Genomic DNA, 17,546 nt, shown 5'->3' with positions numbered 1-17,546 from the left:
GCCCCGCAGGAGCATCGATGGACCAGCCCGGCCCGATAGCCCGCCCCCTCCGGGACCGCCTCACCATCCCGGTGCTGGCCTCGGGCGGCATCCTCATGGCGGTCATGCAGACCGTCGTCGTCCCCCTGCTGCCCGACCTGCCCCGGCTGACCGGCGCATCGGCCTCCACCGTCTCCTGGATGGTCACGGCGACCCTGCTCGCCGGCGCCGTCCTCACCCCGGTGCTCGGCCGGGCCGGCGACATGTACGGCAAGCGCCGGGTGCTGACGGCGTCCCTCGCGCTGATGACCGTCGGCTCCGTGATGTGCGCCCTGTCCTCCGACATCGGGGTCCTCATCGCCGCCCGTGCGCTCCAGGGCGCCGCCGCCTCCGTCGTGCCGCTGTCGATCAGCATCCTGAGGGACGAACTGCCGCCCGAGCGGCGGGGATCCGCAGTCGCCCTGATGAGCTCCACCGTCGGCATCGGCGCCGCCCTGGGGCTGCCGCTCGCCGCGCTGGTCGTGCAGTACGCCGACTGGCACACCATGTTCTGGCTGACCAGTGCCCTCGGCGCGCTCGGCGTGACGGCCGTGTGGTGGGCGGTGAAGGAGTCGCCGGTGCGGGAGCCGGGCCGGTTCGACGTCCTCGGCGCGCTCGGGCTGGCCGCCGGGCTGGTCTCCCTGCTGCTGGGGGTGTCCCAGGGCGGGCAGTGGGGCTGGGCCAGTCCACGGATCATCGGCCTGTTCGCCGCCACCGTCGTCGTCCTGGCGCTGTGGTGGTGGCAGCAGCTGCGCACCGAACGGCCGCTGGTCGACCTGCGGCTGGTGACCCGGCCGCGCGTCGGCCTCTCCCATGTCGCCGCCCTGCTGACCGGATTCGCCTTCTACGCCAACTCCCTGGTCACGGCCCAGCTGGTGCAGGCACCGAAGGCCACCGGATACGGCCTTCAGCTGTCGATCGTCGCCACCGGCCTGTGCCTGCTGCCCGGCGGCGTCACCATGCTGCTGTTCTCGCCCGTCTCCGCCCGTATCTCGGCGGCGCGCGGACCGCGGATCACGCTCGCCCTGGGCGCCGCCGTCATCGCCTGCGGCTACGCCGTGCGCATCGCGGACAGCCGGGACCTGTGGATGATCATCCTGGGGGCCACGGTCGTGGCCACCGGCACCACCCTCGCCTACTCCGCGCTGCCCACCCTGATCCTGCGCGCGGTCCCCGCCGGGCAGACCGCCTCCGCCAACGGCGTCAACGTCCTGATGCGCACCATCGGCCAGGCCGTCTCCAGCGCGGCCGTCGCCGCCGTCCTCGTGCACCACAGCAGCCCGCTCGGCGGAATCTCGGTGCCCACGCTGCACGGCTACCTCCTGGCGTTCGCCATGGCCGGCGCCGTCGCCCTCGCCGCCTGCGCCGCGGCGCTGACCATCCCCGGCGACGAACCCGCCGCCGACTCCACCCGGACCGACGCGGGCGAGGCCCGGGGCACCCGCGACGAGGCGATGGAGGAAGCATGACCGCCGCGAGCGCGCCGTCCGGCCCCGCCGGGACCGCCCCCGCCCGCCGGGACGCCGAGTCGACCAAGGCGGCCATCCTCCGCGCCGCCCGCTACCTCCTCGCCCGGCACGCGCACGCCGACATCACGCTCAAGGCCGTCGCCGAACGCGCCGGTGTCAGCCCGCCGCTGATCGTGAAGTACTTCGGCAACAAGGACGCCCTCTTCGCCCGTGTCATGTCCTTCGAGACCGACGCCTCGGCCCTGCTGGACGCCCCCCTGGAGGGACTCGGCCGGCACATGGTCCGGCACCTCCTGGACAGCCAGCGCGAACGCGGCGCCGACCCGCTGCTGCGCATCGCCTTCGCGCCCCTGCACGGTGACCGCGGAGACGTCCTGCGCGCCAACTTCCGCACCCAGGTGACCGAACGCCTCGCCGAACGCCTCCCCGGGCCCGAGGCACCCCTGCGCGCCGAGCTGGCCGTCTCCTGCCTCCTGGGGCTCGGCGTGATGTACGGCATCGCCCGCGGCACCCATGTGCGCACCGCTGACGTCGACGACCTCACGGAACGGTACGGGGCCATGGTGCAGGCGCAGTTGACTCCGCTTGCGCCCTGAGGCGGCGGCCGGTCCAGGGTCCGGCCGCCCGACCCGGAGCGGCCCGCTCCGCGTGGCACGGCGCCGGATGACAGACTGGCGGCATGGACGAACGCGTGATGGGCAGGTCGGGGCAGTGGGCATCGGTCGTGGGCCTCGGCACATGGCAGCTGGGCGCCGACTGGGGCGACGTGGACGACAAGGAGGCCCTCGCCGTACTGGAGGCGGCGGCCGAGTCGGGAGTGACCTTCTTCGACACCGCAGACGTGTACGGGGACGGGCGCAGCGAGCAGACCATCGCCGCCTTTCTGAGCGGCAGGCCCGACCTGCACGTGCTGGTGGCCACGAAGATGGGCCGCCGGGTCGAGCAGATCCCGCAGAACTACGTCCTGGACAACTTCCGCGCCTGGAACGACCGCTCCCGCCGCAACCTCGGCGTCGACCGTGTCGACCTGGTCCAGCTGCACTGCCCGCCCACCCCGGTGTACTCCTCCGACGAGGTGTTCGACGCGCTGGACACCCTGGTGGCGGAGGAGCGGATCGCCGCGTACGGCGTGAGCGTGGAGACCTGCGCCGAGGCGCTGACCGCGATCGCCCGCCCGAACGTGGCGAGCGTCCAGATCATCCTCAACCCCTTCCGCATGAAGCCCCTGCGCGAGGTGCTCCCGGCCGCCCGGGAGGCGGGCGTGGGCATCATCGCCCGCGTGCCGCTCGCCTCCGGGCTGCTGTCCGGCAAGTACACCAAGGACACCGTCTTCGCGGCCAACGACCACCGCACCTTCAACCGGCACGGCGAGGCCTTCGACCAGGGCGAGACCTTCTCCGGCGTCGACTACGGCACCGGTGTCGAGGCGGCCGCCGAGTTCGCCGCCCTGGCCCCCGAGGTCTACAGCCCGGCCCAGCTTGCCCTGCGCTGGATCGTCGAACAGCCCGGCGTCACCACGGTCATCCCCGGCGCCCGCACCCCGGAACAGGCCCGCGCCAACGCGGCCGCCGCCAAGCTGCCCGCGCCGCCAGCACAGACCCTCACCGCGATCCGGGAGCTGTACGAGCGCCGGATCAAGGACCAGGTCGAGGGCCGCTGGTGAACCTCGCCCCGCCGCCCGGTGACCGCCGGGCGCGGTGGCGGTCAGGTGGTTGAACAGGCACGATTCCGCCGTTTCTGGGAACTCGCGAGGGAGGACCCGCAGTCCCGGAGACAGGAGGAGACGTGGCGGCCACCGGAGAGGGCGACGGCCGGCGCCGGGGGCGCAACGAGACCGAGGAGGAACGGGCCGACCGGATGTGGGTCGAGCTGATCCAGGAGGTCCGCGTCGCCCAGACCGGTGTGCAGATCCTCTTCGGCTTCCTGCTCACCGTCGTCTTCACGCCCAAGTACGCTCATCTGAGCCATACCGACCAGGTCATCTACATCGTGACCGTGTGCCTGGGCTCGTGTGCCACCGGCGCCCTGATCGGCCCGGTGTCCCTGCACCGGCTGGTCGCCGGGCGCCGGGTGAAGCCGCAGGCCGTGCGGCTGGCGTCCCGGCTGACCTTCATCGGGCTGGTCCTGCTGCTGGCCACCATGACCGCCTCGCTGCTGCTGATTCTCCGGGTGGCCACGCACGACGCGTACGTGCCGTACCTGGTCGTGCCGGTCGTCGTCTGGTACCTGGTGTGCTGGTACGGGGTGCCGTTGTGGGCGCGGTACCGTCACACCTCCCGCTGAGCCTCGAGCGCCGCCAGCCGCCGGTCGTGCACCCGGCTGAGCAGCAGCACCGACAGGGTGGCGCCGATCAGGGCGCAGAACATGTCCCACTGGGTGTCCCACACGTCGCCCTGGGTGGCGAGGAAGGCGTCCGCGCCGTGCCCGCCGATCTCGGCCGCCAGCCACTCCAGCAGTTCGAACACCGCGCTGAAGGCGAGGCAGGCGCACACGGTCAGCGGCGCCAGCCACCGGCTGCCGCGCAGCGGTGAGGTGCGGCTGAGCAGCTCCCGTACCAGCACCGCCGGGACGAAGCCCTGCATGAGGTGGCCGAACCGGTCGTACGGGTTGCGGTCCAGGCCGAAGGTGTCGCGCACCCAGTCGCCCAGGGGCACCTGCGCGTAGGTGTAGTGCCCGCCCACCGCCAGCACCAGCGCGTGTGCGGCCAGCAGCCCGCACAGCAGGCCGGTCAGCGGGAAGCGCCGCCAGGTCAGCATCACCAGCGGCAGCCCGATCAGCACCCACACCGTCTCCAGGAACCAGGTCCCGCGGTCGCGCGCTCCCCAGGCGGACAGGGTCATGCCCGCGACCACCACGGCGGCGCACAGTCCCGGAAACGTCGGGCGCGGGGCGCGGCGGGGCACGGGCTGCACTGCGGTCATGGCGGGCTCCTTGTCGTAGGAGCCCTCATCGTGGTGGGTCCGCCCGACGGGGGTCATGAGTACGGCTACTCAACCGCCGTCGCGTGCTCAGCCCCCGGCGCGTACTCGGCCGCCGTCGCGCTCACGCCCATCCCGTGGCGAGGATCTCGGCCAGGAAGTCGTCGACCCGGACCTCCTCCCGGCCCGGCGGCACGGCCTCCCAGGTCTCCCGCAGGAAGGCGGCGACGGCGGGTGCCCAGGCGTACACCACGGCCCGGTGGCGGTCGCCGTCGGTCCGTGCGTCACCGAAGAAGTCCATCCGCAGCTCGTGCCACGGCCCGGTGGCCACCGGGCGGAACCGTACGTCTCCCATGCCGACCGGCTTGTCCAGCCCGTCGGCGAGCATCTCCCGGTCCAGCCGCCACCGGGCGAGCACCCGTCCGTCGTGGGCGAACACCGCGGTGACGGCGAACGGGTCGTCGGCGTCGTACGTCAGGTGGGCGAGCACGGGACAGCGTTCCGTGCCGCCGGCCTGGAGCTGCACGACGAGGGTCTTGTGCACGAAGGGTGTCACGCGAGGGCCTCCGGGACGATCGACGTAGGACCCTCTAGTACCCCTCCGGCGCGCAAGATGCTCAGTCGTTGGAGTGATTGCCTTGTGATTGGCGCGGCATCGCCCACGCCGGCGGTCAGCCGAGCGCGTCGCGCAGCGCCGGCAGCAGCGTCTTCGCGGACCAGTCCAGGTACGCCGGCTGGGAGTCGCCGCCGATCTGCACCAGCGCGACCTCGGTGAATCCGGCTTCGGCGTACGGCCGCACGGCTTCCACGAAGGCGTCCGGGTCGTCGCCGCACGGGATCGACGCGGCGACGTCGTCGGGCGTCACGAACTGGGTCGCCGCCTCGAAGGAGTCAGGGTGCGGCAGTTCGGCGTTGACCTTCCAGCCGCCGCCGAACCAGCGGAACTGGGAGTGCGCGCGCTTGACCGCGGTGTCCCGGTCGGGGTCATAGCAGACCGGCAGCTGGCCCACCCGTGGTTTGCCGGTGCCGCCGTGCCGGTCGAAGGCCTCCAGCAGGCCCGCCTTCGGCTCGGTGGCGATGACCAGGTCGGCGTGGTGGCCCGCGAGCTTGCAGGACTGCTCGCCGGAGACGGCGATGCCGATCTGCGGCGGTTGTTCCGGCAGGTCCCACAGCCGGGCCGACTCCACGTCGAAGTGCTGGCCGTGGTGGGTGACGTGACCGCCGCCGAAGAGCTCGCGGATGATCTCCACGGCCTCCTCGAGCATCTCGTGCCGCACGTCCACCGGCGGCCAGCCGCCGCCCACGACGTGCTCGTTGAGGTTCTCCCCGGCGCCGAGCCCGAGCCGGAAGCGGCCCTCGGACAGCAGCTGCATCGTCGCCGCCTTCTGCGCCACGATCGCCGGGTGGTAGCGGAAGGTCGGGCACGTCACGTAGGTCATCAACGGGATGCGCGACGTGGCCTGGGCGGCGGCGCCGAGCACGCTCCACGCGTAGGGGGAGTGACCCTGGGAGCGCAGCCACGGGAAGTAGTGGTCCGAGGTCACCGAGAAGTCAAAACCGGCCTCCTCGGCGCGGACCAGATGGTCGACGAGGTCACGCGGGCCGGCCTGCTCGGTCATCATCGTGTATCCGATTTGCACCATAAGCATCGGGTCCCCGGCCTGCCCGGGAGAAAACGGCCCGTCCGGGCGACCGGGGATGCGGCACAGGTCATCGGACCGCCGGCGGCCGGAAGGTCCGCAGGAAGGTGCTCTGCGCCTCCCGGTCGGCGGCGCTCTCCCAGTCGGCGGCCGGGGTGGTGAAGCGCAGGGAGAAGCCCTGCTGGTCGCCGACGAGGAAACCCCGGCCGAAGGTGTGCACGGCGTCGCCGCCGGTGCCGGAGACCCACTCCATGTCGGCCGCCTTGTGGCCCTGGTAGGTGGTAGCCCGGATCTCGCCGATCCGCCGGTAGCCCGCCAGCTTCTCCAGATCCGGCTCCACGTCGTCCCGCCAGATGGCGACCGGGTCCGCCTTGACGCGTGCGCCTTCGCTGTACGTGACCGCCAGGGTGGAGGAGCCGTCGGCCGTGCCGAAGGTGACGCGGTAGGCGTCGGACTCGCGCGCGGTGTCGAGTCGCTTCCAGCCGTCGGGCAGCGCGACGGAGAAGCCCTCCGGGGCGGTGTAGCGGTGGTAGCCGTCGGGCAGGGCGTTGGCGTTGGCGGTGGGTGACGGCGAGGGTGAGGCCGGGGAACCCGAGGTCCGCGTGGCGGAGGGGGAGGGGGACGGGGTCTGTTTGTTGTCGGTGCGGTCGCCCCCGGAGGGGGAGGGCGCGGGGGCGGTGGCGGACGGCCGGCGAGAGCCGCCGGAGGCCGCGCTGTCCGTGTCCGCGCCGGTGCCGGGCAGCCCGTCCGTCGTGGCGAGCACGGCGACCGCGACCGTGACCACGGCCAGCGCGGTCCCGGCGATCATGGTCCGTCGGCCCCAAGCCCCGCCGGGGCGCAGGGCCGCGGCGTAGGCCGCCCGCAACCGGGGCACGGGAGCGGTGTCCGTGTCGGGTTCCTCGCTCAGCACCCGGGTGAGTGCCTCGCGGACCACCGGCCGGGTCAGCCGCTCCCGCGAGTCCTTGCGCAGCAGGCCCTGCACGACCTGCGTCAGCGGACCGGCGCGCAGCGGGGTGCGCAGAGGCAGCCGGTCCACGCCCTTCAGGGTGGCCTCGAACCTGCCCCGGTCCCGGAACGGCGGCCGTCCCTCCACCATGGTGTAGAGGATCGCGCCCAGCGCCCACAGGTCGGCGGCCGGGCCGATGCGCTCGTCGCGGGCCTGCTCGGGGGAGGCGTACGCCGGTGCGGTCACCCGCGGGGCGAGGGTCGCGCCCGCCAGTCCGAAGCCCGTGACGACGACCGGGCCCCGGTCGCGCACGAACACCTGGCCGGGGCTGAGCTCTCCGTGGGTGAAGCCCTCGTCGTGCGCGGCCTCCAGTACCTCGAGCAGTTCCAGCCCGATCCGTGCCGCCCGCACATAGTTGCACGGGCCCTCCTGGGAGAGGACTTCACCCAGCGGCCGGCCGCCGATCACGTCGCTGACCGTCCACAGCGTGCCGGACTCCTCGACCGAGTCGATCACCGTCGGCACCCGGCCCGGGCGGAGCACGCTCATGACCTCCGAGGTGCGCAGGATGCGCGCGCGGGTCCGGCGGGGGGCCTCCTCCGGAGAACCCGCCGGGAGCGCGATCTGCGTGACCAGCCGGGGCCGCTGCGCCTCCAGGTCCTCGGCGTACCAGCAGATGCGGTTCGTCTCGCGGCCGACGACCTCGAGGAGCCGGTACTTTCCCGCGACCAGTTCTTGTGCGGAGACGTGCGCCTTGACCATGGTCATCCCTCGCTGAAACCCCTGACTCGTCTTTCCCAGAGGTACGCGGGGCGCGACACGATGCGTTCAAAGAATCCGCAACTCCGAGGCGCTTCTTGCCTTTTATTCAAACGGCGGGCGGCGTCCGGGACTTGGGGAAACGGGGGATGTCGGGGTCTCGACCTGTGGGTAACCGATGGTAAAGGGGCGGGTGCCGGCGGCCTCCGCGGCTCAGCTCGGCCCGAACCGCTCGGTCCATTCGAAGACATCGCGCGGCGTGGCGTTGCCGCCGCACACCACCAGCCCGAGCCGTGCCCCGTCCCCGACCCGCTCCAGCACCTGCCGGGCCGCCGGCAGCAGACAGCCCGCGGCGGGCTCCGCCCACACCTTGGCATGGTCGGCGAGGTCGAGGCAGCCCCGCACGGCCTCCCGGTCCGGGACCACGAGGACCTCCTCCACCAGGGCGGAGACGAGGTCGTACGTCAGCTGTGACACGGACGGGGCGCTGAGCGTGGTCACGATCGACGACAGCGCGACCGGCACCGGCCCGCCCGCGGCCAGCGCCTCGGACATGGCCTGGGCGCCCTCCGTCTCCACGCCCCAGACGCGCACGCCGGGGCGGCGGGCCCGCAGCGCCACCGCGACACCCGCGATCAGACCCCCACCGCCGATGCTGACCAGCACGTCGGTCAGCTCGTCCGCGTCCTGGGCCAGCTCCAGGCCCACGGTGCCCTGACCCGCGATCACCACCGGGTCGTCGAAGGGATGGACCAGGGTCAGTCCCTCGTCCCGCAGCCGGGTCACCAGCCGGAAGGCGCTGTCCATGCCGTCGGTGAGCCGCACCGTCGCCCCCGCCGCCTCGGCGATCCCGATGGAGCGGGCGGGCGCCGTACGGGGCATCACCACCGTCGCCTTCACATGGAGCGCCGCGGCCATCACCGCGAGCGCCACCCCGTGGTTGCCGCCGCTCACCGCCACCACTCCGGCCGCCCGCTCGGCCTCGCTCAGCGACAGCAGCTTGGCGGTCGCGCCGCGGGCCTTGAACGAGCCGGTGCGCTGGAGCAGTTCCAGCTTGGCGGTGACGGGGGCGCCGAGCAGTTCGGTCAGGCCCGGGCTCGGCACGGTCGGGGTGCGCACGACATGCCCGGCGATGGTCCGTGCCGCGGCTTCGATCTCCGGGATCCCGGTCAAGGCGGTCACCTTCCCGGCGCGGGGAGCGACGGACCGCGCCACTTCGCAGCCTCGCCCGCGGGCCCGGTCAAGGTCAACTCCGGATCACAGGTCGCGACGCACCAGGGAGTCCAGCAGGCAGCGCAGTTCCGCGGCAGCCCCGGCAGCCCAGGTGGCCCCGGTCGCCCCCGGAACGCCGTCGAGTGCCGCCCGCGCCGTGGCGGTGTACCGCCGGGCCTCGGCGAGCGCCGCGGCACGGCCGCCGAGCTCCGCGATCAGCGCGGCCGCCGCGTCAGGCTCCCGGCCGGAGCCGAGGAGCACGGCGAGGCGCCGGGCCGCGGGGCCGGGGCAGGAGAGCGCGGCCAGCACCGGGAACGTCTTCTTCCGCTCCCGCAGATCACCGTGCACCGGCTTGCCGGTCACCGCCGGGTCGCCCCAGATGCCCAGCACGTCGTCCACCAGCTGGAAGGCGACCCCCAGAGCCCGCCCGGCCTCGTCCAGCGCGGCGACCGTGGCCCCGGGCGCGCCGCCGAGCGTGGCACCCAGAGCCGCGGCGCAGCCGAGCAGCGCGCCCGTCTTGTGCTCGGCCATCGTCCGGTACTCCGCGGGGGACACCCGCTCCGGCCCGGTCCACGGCCGGTCGGTGAAGAGCAGGTCGTCGGCCTGCCCGCGCACCAGGTCGGCGAGCGCCGCCGACAGCAGCCGCAGCGTGCCCGCGCCGCCCGGCTCGGCGGCCAGGGTCTCGACGGCCAGCGCGAACAGGGCGTCGCCGGCGAGCACCGCGGGGCCGGTGCCGTACGCCTGCCAGACGGTGGGGCGACTCCGCCGGGTCGTGTCGCCGTCCATGATGTCGTCGTGCAGCAGCGAGAAGGCGTGCACCAGTTCCACCGCGACCGCCCCGGCGACCCCGGCCCGCCCGGGTGCGCCGGCCGCCTCCGCCCCGAGCACGGCCAGCGCCTGCCGTACGCCCTTGCCGCCGGGTGCGCCGGCCGGCGCGCCGCCGACCTCGCACCAGCCGAAGGAGTACGCCGCCATCTCGCCCACCCACGGATGCAGCCGCCCCACCGCCTCGGTCAGCGCGGGCCGCACCAACTCCCGGCAGCGGTCGAGGATTTCGGGCGCGGACGGCGGTGCCTGCACCGGCGAGGGAAGCGCGTTCACCGTACGGCCTCCGCCTCGGCGCCGAACTCCTCCTGCGCGCGGGCCACCATGCGTCCCACGTGCCGCAGGCCGGCGTGCCGCACGGTGCGGGCCAGGTCCGCCAGTTCGGCCGCCGTCTCGGCGCGGTCGCGGCCGAGCCCCGCGAGGGACTTGGCCAGGCCGAGACGGGACAGCGCCTCGCCGCGCGGCTCGCTCATCGCCCGGAACTCCCCGAGCGCGGTCTCGTACATGTCGCGTGCCTCGGCGTACCGGCCGGCGCGGTGGAGGACGTTGCCGCGCATCTTGTGGTTGTAGGCGAGCGCGCTGGAGAGGTTCATCTCGCGGCACGTCGTCTCCGCCTGCGAGAGCAGCGCGAGCGCCCGTTCGGTGTCGCCGTCGCGCACCGAGACGATGTCGGCGAGCCCGCGCAGCGCCCAGGCGTGTCCGCGCCGGTCGTTCGCCCGGTCGGCTATCTGCGCCGCCTCCTCGAACATGGCGTACGCCGTGTCGTAGGAGCCGGTGTTGCGGTGCATCTGCGCGATGCCCTCCAGCGCCCACACCGTGTGCCGGGCCTCGCCGCGCTTGCGGGCCTCGGCGAGCAGCTGCTTGTGGAGCCGGCCGACGGCCTCGTAGTCGCCCTGGATGCGGCCCGTCTCCGCGAGCCCCGCCAGCGAGTAGCCGCGCACCACGATGTCACCGCCCCGCTCGCCGAGTTCGGCCGCGAGCCCCAGCAGCCGCCAGGCCAGCGCGAACGCGCCGCGCTGCCGGGCGAGCGTGCCGCCGCTCCACAGCGCCCACGCCATCGCCGCCGTGTCACCGGCCTCCCGGGCCGCGCGGTAACTCGCCTTCCACGCCCGGTCGGCGTCCCGCACCTGGCCGAGCCTGCGGTGTGCCTCGGCGACCGCGAGCCCGCAGCGGGCGGCCTCGTCGCGCCGTCCGGCGCGCTCGGCCGCGCGCAGCCGCTCGGTGCCCTCGGCCAGCACGTCCACCAGCGAGGAGTTCACGGACAGGGTGGTGAGGGAGCCCTGGTACTCCGGGGCGAATGCCTTGCCGTACATTGCTGCCTTTCTATGCACTCTGTGTATACGTGATGCGTATACATGATGTGTATAGTGCGTCCGAATTTCGCCCTGGCCCTCGGGGGCCAGGGCTGTTTCGGTCTGTTGCCGATCAAGACGCCGATACGGCCGGCGGGGTTGCCTTAGCGGAACGGATCATTCCCGCAGGCGTCAGTGCTGCTCCGTCTTCTGCGGCGTCACCTCGCTCGGGCGCACCACGACATGGCCCTCGCCCTGGAGCATCAGCTGCACGGCCTCGCCGGAACCGCCGCGCAGCATCGAGCCGATGGACTGCGAGCGGTGCAGCGAGGTCTGCAGATGGGCGGTCCAGCCCACCACCGCGTCCGTGTCGACGTACACCGGCTGCTGCGCGGAGACCGGTATGACCAGCGGGTTGCCCTCGCACATCAGGCCGAGCCGGCCCTGCCCGGTGAAGACGCTGTTGAACAGGCCGCCCCCGGCGATGCCCGAGCCCTTGACCGTCTTGATCTCGTACGACAACGACGAGTCGAAACACAGCACGTTGCGGCCGTTGACGGTGAACTGGTCGCCGGGCTCGACATCGACGATGAAACAGTTCTGCGCCTCGTGCGCGAACCACGCCTCGCCCTGACCGCGCACCGCCATGAGGGGCAGGCCCTCACCGGTGAACGCCCGCTTGAGCATGCCGCCGACGCCCTGCCCCTTGCGCTCGAACTGGAGATTGCCGCGGTAGGCGACCATCGCGCCCTGGCGGGCGTGCATCTCGCCGTTCACCGTGTACCTGAGGCACTTGGCGTTCTCGACGGACATTCCCGGCTCCACGGCCGGCTGCACCATGTGCTGACTGGAAAAGAGATCACCCTTCATGCGCGCATGGTGGCCCGGACGGAGTCATTCCGCCAAGATCGCGGAGCGTGGGCGTATCACAGCGACTCGTCCGTCCACTCGGCGTTCCACCCGACGGCCGCGGCATCCCGCCGGGCCTTCGCCTGCTTGCCGCAGAACGCCGACTCCAGGGTGCCCGCCATCGTGCCGAGCACATCGGCGTTGTTGGACGTGTTGGCGACCGCGGTGAGACTGCGCCGGCCGTCCTTGGAGGCGAAGGCGTACGTGTAGTAGCCCTGGACGGCGCCCGTGTGGCCGTAGACCGACACCCCGCAGGACAGGGTGCGGCGGCGCAGTCCGAGCCCGTACGCCGTGGTGCTGTCGATCGGGGTGAACCGCTCCATCTCCGCCAGCCGCGCGGCCGAGGTCAGCTTCCCGCCGAGCAGGGCGGAGTAGAAGGTGTTCAGATCGTGCGCGCTGGAGATGACGGCGCCCGCGCTCTGCGCCCAGGAGACCGTCTGCCGCGTGGCGTCGACCAGCGCGGCCCCCGCCGTGTCGGGCGTGAGGTAGCCCTTGGTGTAGCGGCCCGGGATCCCGGTGTCCGGGTGGACGTAGAAGGTGTCCTTCAGGTTCAGCGGCTTGAAGATCCGGTTCTCGTACTCGGTCCGCACGGGGTGTCCCGTCAGCTTCTCGATGAGCATCCCGGCGACGACGAAGTTGGTGTTGGAGTACGAGTAGGCGGCGCCGGGGGCGTTGGTGCGCGCCTTCTTCAGCGAGAGGTCGACCAGTTGGCGGTAGGTGAAGACCTTGTTGCGCACCGCCTCGAAGCCGGACACGCTCTTGGCGAACATGTCGTTGGAGTAGTCGTACAGGCCGCTGCGGTGGCTGAGCACGTGCCGCACCGTGATCCGGTCGTCCGGCAGCAGGCCGGGCAGGTAGCGGTTGACCGGTGCGTCGAGGCTGAGCTTGTGCTCGTCGGCCAGTTGCAGCAGGACGACGGCCGAGAAGGACTTGGTGACGCTGCCGACGCGGAAGCGGTCCGCGGTGTCGATGGCCCGCAGGGTGCCGCGGTCGGCGACGCCCTGCACCGCCTTGTACACGGTGCCGTCGTCGTCGAGCCGGGCCATGGCGCCGGGCGCGCCCTTGGCGACCGTCGCACGCAGCACCGCGCGCAGCCCCGCGGTGTCGGGCGCCGGCAGACCCGCCGTCCGTGGCCGGGCCTGCTGGGGCGCGGCCTGCGCGGGGACCGCGAGGAGCGAGAGCGTGACCGCCCCGAGGACCAGACCTTTGCCAACCGTTGTCGTGACCATCCACTGTCGTCCCGTCTGCACCTTCTGCGGTGCGAGATCTGTCACATTCAGGCGACGGAACCTACTCGCATCTCGTCACATCTCCACAGATGACACACAGTTGGTTGTGCGGTGATCACCCTGCGGTGCGCATTCGTAAAGGATTGTCATAGAAGAGCGCGAAAGCGATCATTCCGGCTTTACGCGGACATGACTCATCCGTAAAGGTTCCGTCGGGGGCCCGACCAGCCCTCGTGGCGCGGGTCCAACCCCGCCACGTCTCAAGGCGGTTGGTGACCCTAACCGCCTTCGAACGAAGGAACCCTACATAGTGCGTAGACCGCACATACGCAGCGTGGCGGTCGCCATCGCGGTGGCGACGGCTGCTACGGGCCTGGCCGGGACGGCCTTCGCCGGACCCGCCACGGGGGCGGAGCACGGCGTGTCGTCGTCGGCGACGAAGACCGCCTCGGTCGTGAAGGCGGCGCAGACCGCCGCGTTCGCCCACGCTTCCGCGACCGGCGTGTCGCAGGGCGACGAGCTCCACGCGCAGGACGTCATGGTCGACCCGGAGGGCGCCCGCCACGTCCGGTTCGTCCGTACTCACAACGGAATGCCGGTGCTCGGTGGCGACCTCGTCGTCCACCTGTCCCGGCAGCTGGCCTACACCGGTGTCACCCGGGCGGCCGAGCAGGCGGTGAAGCCGGCCGGCTCCCAGCAGGCCAAGCTGACGGCCCGGCAGGCCGAGCAGAAGGCCGCCGCGACCGCCAAGGGTGACGCGGGCACCGCCGAACTCGTGGTGGACGCCCGCAACGGCGCCTCGGCCCTCGCCTACCAGGTGACGGTGACCGACAGCGGCAGCTCGCGGACGGTCGTCGTCGACGCCGTCACCGGCAAGGTGCGCAGCAACACGCCCGACAGCGACGAGTTCCTGTCGCCGAAGCTGCTCGACACCCTGCGCGAGCGGGGCGAGACGATCGACCCGGCCACCGGCATCGGCTCCTCCGCCCAGGCCGGCCTGCTCGGCTCGGGTGTCTCCGGCGCCACGCACTACCCGGCGACGGCGCACGGCACCGGCAAGACCCTCTTCGTGGGCAACGTCGGCCTGACCACCACGGCGACCTCGCGCGGCCACTACCAGCTCAAGGACCCGAGCCGGTACGGCACCGAGACCCGGGACGCCAAGGGCAAGTACACGGAGAGCTTCGGCGCGGGCACGAAGTTCACCAACACCACCGACGTGTGGGGCAACGGCAAGACCACCAGTCGTGCCAGCGCCGCCGCCGATGCCCAGTACGGCGTCACCAAGACCCTGGACTTCTACAAGAAGACCTTCAACCGCAAGGGCATCGCCAACAACAGCAAGGCCGCCCGCGCGATGGTCCACTGGGGCAGCAAGGTCGCCAACGCCTTCTGGGACCCGACCTGCAACTGCATGCTGTACGGCGACGGCGACGGCGACATGTTCAAGAAGCCGCTCGTCGTCCTCGACGTCACCGGTCACGAGCTGACCCACGGCGTGGTGGACGCGACGGCGAAGCTGGAGCCGACCTACGTCGACGCCGACGGCAACCAGTACGGCGAGCCCGGCTCGCTGAACGAGTCGCTCGCGGACATCTTCGGCTCGAACGTGGAGTTCTACGCCAACAACGCGAAGGACACCCCGGACTACCTGATCGGCGAGAAGCTGGGCCTCGCGCAGAAGTTCCTGCGCCGCCTGGACCACCCGTCGCTCGACCGGCTCGAGGGCACGATCGACTACTGGTCGCCGGACACGTACTACACCGAGGTGCACGCCGGTTCCGGTGTCTCCTCGCACGCCTACTACCTCCTCGCGGAGGGCAGCGGCAAGAAGAAGATCAATGGCGTGAACTACGACTCGCCGACCTCCAACGGGTCCACGGTCAAGGGCATCGGCCGCACCAAGGCCACCGCCATCTTCTACCGTGCGCTGACCCGCTACATGGTCTCCACCACCGACTTCCACGACGCGCGTGTCGCGACGCTGAAGGCGGCCAAGGACCTGTACGGCGCCGGCAGCACCGAGTACAAGACGGTGGACAAGGCGTGGGCCGCGGTCAACGTGACCGCCGCCAACACGCCGGCCGCCCGCCACTGAGGCGGACGGACCACGGTCGACCCGAGTGCCCCGCGCCCCGGCGCGGGGCACTCGCGTGTCCGCCCCCCTGCTCAACAGCCTTTCTCCTGGCTACTGTTCTGACTCCTGCCTCTTTTATTGACAGCGGAAAGTAATGGCCCTAGGTTCCCGGCCATGCCCACGACCCTGGTGCGCTACCCACCCTTCCTGGAGTGGCGGGACGTGCCGTCGGCCGAACTCGCCGCGCTCACCCGCGGGTTACCGGTCGCCTTCGACAACGATGTCCGAGCCCTGACCGCGGCCGAGCGGTGGATCTGGGCCGGTGTCCACATCCGTGACGCGTTCACCGCGGCCGCCGCGATCCAGTCGTTCATCGCCCCCGACCCCCGACCGAGCCGCTGACCCGACATCCCCTGGAGGCCCGACCCATGCGGTCATCCTCGTACTCCGTCATGGCCGCACGCGCCCTGAGAGCCACGGTGGTCCTGGCCCTCGCCGTCGGCGCCGTCACCGTCGCCCCCGCGGCGCACGCCGGGACCACCGCGCCGGCCCCCGCCGCCAAGCCCTACATGGGCTGGTCGAGTTGGAGCATGCAGTCGTCCAAGTACCCCGGCCTCAACCCGGACGGCGACTACAGCTACCTGACCGAGGCCAACGTCACGAAGCAGACCGACGCCCTCGCCGCCAAGCTGAAGAAGTACGGCTACGAGTACGTCAACATCGACGCCGGCTGGTGGCGCGACAACACCTGGAAACCCGAGTTCGACCAGTACGGCCGGCAGAAAGCCGATCCCGAGCGCTTCCCCAGCGGGATGAAGGCCGTCGCCGACCGCATCCACAGCAAGGGCCTCAAGGCCGGCATCTACCTGCCCGCCGGCCTGGAGAAGGAGGCGTACGGCGACGGGAAGACGCCGATCCTGAACGCCGACGGCTGCACCACCGCCGACATCGTCTACGGCGACCTGCGCACCACCAACGGCTGGGACAGCTCGTACAAGCTCGACTTCTCCCGCCCCTGCGCGCAGAAGTACATAGACTCGCAGGCCCAGTTGATCGCCGACTGGGGCTACGACTTCCTCAAGCTGGACGGCGTCGGACCAGGCTCCGGCAAGAGCGGCGACCAGTACGACAACGTTGCCGACGTGGCCGCCTGGAACAAGGCCATCGCCGCAGCCGGCCGCCCCGTCCATCTGGAACTGTCCTGGTCCCTGGACATCGGACACGCCGCCGACTGGAAGAAGTACTCCAACGGCTGGCGTATCGACACCGACGTCGAGTGCTACTGCAACACCCTCGTCAGCTGGGAGAACTCCGTCGACGACCGCTGGGACGACGCCCCCGCCTGGACGCAGCATGCCGGTCCCGGCGGCTGGAACGACCTCGACTCCCTCGACATCGGCAACGGCGCCATGGACGGCCTCACCAAGGCCGAGCGGCAGAGCTACGCCACCCTGTGGGCCATCGCCAAGTCGCCCCTGTTCACCGGCGACGACCTCACCAAGCTCGACTCCTACGGACTCTCCCTGCTCACCAACAAGGAGGTGATCGCGCTCGACCAGGGCGACACCCCGCCGGCGCGTCCGATCACCCCGTCCGACCCGCAGCAGGTGTGGGCCGCGAAGAACCCCGACGGCACCTACACGGTCGCCCTGTTCAACCTGGCGGATTCGCCCGCGGCGGTGACGGCCGACTGGACGGCGCTGGGGTTCACCGGGAAGGCCTCGGTTCGTGACCTCTGGAACCACGAGGACCTCGGCGGGTTCCAGAACAAGATCACCGAGGCGCTGCCCGCGCACGGCTCGCGTCTGTTCACCGTGACCCCGAAGGGCAGTGCGTCGACCTCGACCGGCTATGAGGCCGAGGCGAGCGCCAACACCCTGAGCGGCAACGCCTCCGTCACCGGCTGCGACGCCTGCTCCGGCCAGAAGAAGGTCGGAAACCTCTACCTCGGCGGCAAGCTGACCTTCAACGACGTCGTCGTCGACAAGGCGGGCACGTACCTGGTCAGGATCGCGTACATCAGCGGTGACGCGCGGTCGGCCACGGTGTCCGCGGGCTCCGGGGCCGGCACGAGCCACACGTTCCCGTCCACCGGTGACTGGGGGACGGTTTCCACGGTCAGCGCGCCGGTGACCCTGAAGGCCGGTGCGAACACGGTCACCATCGACAGCGGCTCCTGGTACGCGCCGGACATCGATCGCGTCGACGTTCCCAAATCCCCTCGCTGAACACTCCGTCGGGTCAGGCCGTAG

General features: G+C 71.8%; 15 protein-coding genes and 1 pseudogene. 7 read left to right on the top strand and 9 right to left on the bottom strand.

All coding sequences use genetic code 11. The features are described 5' to 3' along the window. The first annotated feature begins 17 nt into the window (after positions 1–17). The 4 genes from ABZ915_RS40760 (at position 18) to ABZ915_RS40745 (ending at position 3,770) form a co-directional block, all read left to right on the top strand. On the top strand, positions 18–1,487 hold the full coding sequence (locus ABZ915_RS40760; RefSeq protein WP_361813979.1) for an MFS transporter: 1,470 nt from the start codon (positions 18–20) through the stop codon (positions 1,485–1,487). Next, positions 1,484–2,083 carry a TetR family transcriptional regulator gene (locus ABZ915_RS40755; RefSeq protein WP_361813977.1) on the top strand — a complete coding sequence of 200 codons (600 nt, stop codon included), beginning with the start codon at positions 1,484–1,486 and terminating at the stop codon, positions 2,081–2,083. The genes ABZ915_RS40760 and ABZ915_RS40755 overlap by 4 nt, the downstream gene beginning before the upstream one ends. Before the next feature lie 83 nt (positions 2,084–2,166). Further along, complete coding sequence (locus ABZ915_RS40750; protein WP_361813975.1) at positions 2,167–3,150, top strand: aldo/keto reductase; 984 nt, start codon at positions 2,167–2,169, stop codon at positions 3,148–3,150. Between the two features lie 194 nt (positions 3,151–3,344). Then, a complete protein-coding gene (locus ABZ915_RS40745) occupies positions 3,345–3,770 on the top strand; it encodes a DUF6328 family protein (RefSeq protein ID WP_361814126.1) in 426 nt (141 codons plus the stop codon). Here ABZ915_RS40745 and ABZ915_RS40740 read toward each other — a convergent pair. From ABZ915_RS40740 to ABZ915_RS40700, 9 genes are all read right to left on the bottom strand, one after another. Next, positions 3,755–4,408 (bottom strand): DUF2238 domain-containing protein, encoded by a 654-nt coding sequence (locus tag ABZ915_RS40740; protein WP_361813973.1) that lies wholly within the window; start codon positions 4,406–4,408, stop codon positions 3,755–3,757. The genes ABZ915_RS40745 and ABZ915_RS40740 overlap by 16 nt on opposite strands. A 121-nt stretch (positions 4,409–4,529) precedes the next feature. Beyond that, a complete protein-coding gene (locus tag ABZ915_RS40735) occupies positions 4,530–4,961 on the bottom strand; it encodes an SsgA family sporulation/cell division regulator (protein ID WP_361813971.1) in 432 nt (143 codons plus the stop codon). Between the two features lie 115 nt (positions 4,962–5,076). After that, positions 5,077–6,048, bottom strand: a complete 972-nt coding sequence (locus ABZ915_RS40730; protein WP_361813969.1) for an LLM class F420-dependent oxidoreductase — start codon at positions 6,046–6,048, stop codon at positions 5,077–5,079. A gap of 67 nt (positions 6,049–6,115) precedes the next feature. Continuing rightward, on the bottom strand, positions 6,116–7,759 hold the full coding sequence (locus tag ABZ915_RS40725; RefSeq protein WP_361813967.1) for a serine/threonine-protein kinase: 1,644 nt from the start codon (positions 7,757–7,759) through the stop codon (positions 6,116–6,118). Positions 7,760–7,963: 204 nt separating this feature from the next. Then, the gene (locus tag ABZ915_RS40720) at positions 7,964–8,923 is read right to left on the bottom strand and encodes a threonine/serine dehydratase (RefSeq protein ID WP_361813965.1); all 960 of its coding nucleotides are present in this window, start codon (positions 8,921–8,923) and stop codon (positions 7,964–7,966) included. Between the two features lie 84 nt (positions 8,924–9,007). Then, a complete protein-coding gene (locus tag ABZ915_RS40715; protein ID WP_361813963.1) occupies positions 9,008–10,063 on the bottom strand; it encodes a polyprenyl synthetase family protein in 1,056 nt (351 codons plus the stop codon). Continuing rightward, on the bottom strand, positions 10,060–11,100 hold the full coding sequence (locus ABZ915_RS40710; protein ID WP_361813961.1) for a tetratricopeptide repeat protein: 1,041 nt from the start codon (positions 11,098–11,100) through the stop codon (positions 10,060–10,062). Before ABZ915_RS40710 ends, ABZ915_RS40715 begins: the two co-directional genes overlap by 4 nt. A 171-nt stretch (positions 11,101–11,271) precedes the next feature. After that, positions 11,272–11,949, bottom strand: a complete 678-nt coding sequence (locus ABZ915_RS40705) for an AIM24 family protein (protein WP_361813959.1) — start codon at positions 11,947–11,949, stop codon at positions 11,272–11,274. 56 nt (positions 11,950–12,005) lie between these two features. Next, positions 12,006–13,217 (bottom strand): serine hydrolase domain-containing protein, encoded by a 1,212-nt coding sequence (locus ABZ915_RS40700; RefSeq protein WP_361813957.1) that lies wholly within the window; start codon positions 13,215–13,217, stop codon positions 12,006–12,008. A gap of 310 nt (positions 13,218–13,527) precedes the next feature. Between ABZ915_RS40700 and ABZ915_RS40695 the strand changes: the two genes are divergently transcribed. The 3 genes and pseudogenes from ABZ915_RS40695 (at position 13,528) to ABZ915_RS40685 (ending at position 17,522) form a co-directional block, all read left to right on the top strand. After that, positions 13,528–15,315 carry a M4 family metallopeptidase gene (locus ABZ915_RS40695; RefSeq protein WP_361813955.1) on the top strand — a complete coding sequence of 596 codons (1,788 nt, stop codon included), beginning with the start codon at positions 13,528–13,530 and terminating at the stop codon, positions 15,313–15,315. A gap of 168 nt (positions 15,316–15,483) precedes the next feature. Further along, positions 15,484–15,633, top strand: a pseudogene (locus tag ABZ915_RS40690) (sugar kinase); the annotation flags it as partial. Between the two features lie 89 nt (positions 15,634–15,722). After that, the gene (locus ABZ915_RS40685; protein ID WP_361813953.1) at positions 15,723–17,522 is read left to right on the top strand and encodes a CBM35 domain-containing protein; all 1,800 of its coding nucleotides are present in this window, start codon (positions 15,723–15,725) and stop codon (positions 17,520–17,522) included. The last annotated feature ends 24 nt before the right edge of the window (positions 17,523–17,546 follow it).

It is taken from the genome of Streptomyces sp. NPDC046915, assembly GCF_040644935.1.
In the GTDB taxonomy this organism is placed as follows: domain Bacteria; phylum Actinomycetota; class Actinomycetes; order Streptomycetales; family Streptomycetaceae; genus Streptomyces.
Note: the sequence above shows the minus strand (reverse complement) of the source record. Positions and strands in the feature narration are given on the sequence as shown.

Bases quoted from the DNA above. Each gene is read 5' to 3' on its own strand.
- ABZ915_RS40760 (WP_361813979.1), top strand. From the start codon at position 18: ATGGACCAGCCCGGCCCGATAGCCCGCCCCCTCCGGGACCGCCTCACC.
- ABZ915_RS40755 (WP_361813977.1), top strand. From the start codon at position 1,484: ATGACCGCCGCGAGCGCGCCGTCCGGCCCCGCCGGGACCGCCCCCGCC.
- ABZ915_RS40750 (WP_361813975.1), top strand. From the start codon at position 2,167: ATGGACGAACGCGTGATGGGCAGGTCGGGGCAGTGGGCATCGGTCGTG.
- ABZ915_RS40745 (WP_361814126.1), top strand. From the start codon at position 3,345: ATGTGGGTCGAGCTGATCCAGGAGGTCCGCGTCGCCCAGACCGGTGTG.
- ABZ915_RS40740 (WP_361813973.1), bottom strand. From the start codon at position 4,408: ATGACCGCAGTGCAGCCCGTGCCCCGCCGCGCCCCGCGCCCGACGTTT.
- ABZ915_RS40730 (WP_361813969.1), bottom strand. From the start codon at position 6,048: ATGGTGCAAATCGGATACACGATGATGACCGAGCAGGCCGGCCCGCGT.
- ABZ915_RS40725 (WP_361813967.1), bottom strand. From the start codon at position 7,759: ATGACCATGGTCAAGGCGCACGTCTCCGCACAAGAACTGGTCGCGGGA.
- ABZ915_RS40710 (WP_361813961.1), bottom strand. From the start codon at position 11,100: ATGTACGGCAAGGCATTCGCCCCGGAGTACCAGGGCTCCCTCACCACC.
- ABZ915_RS40705 (WP_361813959.1), bottom strand. From the start codon at position 11,949: ATGAAGGGTGATCTCTTTTCCAGTCAGCACATGGTGCAGCCGGCCGTG.
- ABZ915_RS40700 (WP_361813957.1), bottom strand. From the start codon at position 13,217: ATGGTCACGACAACGGTTGGCAAAGGTCTGGTCCTCGGGGCGGTCACG.
- ABZ915_RS40685 (WP_361813953.1), top strand. From the start codon at position 15,723: ATGCGGTCATCCTCGTACTCCGTCATGGCCGCACGCGCCCTGAGAGCC.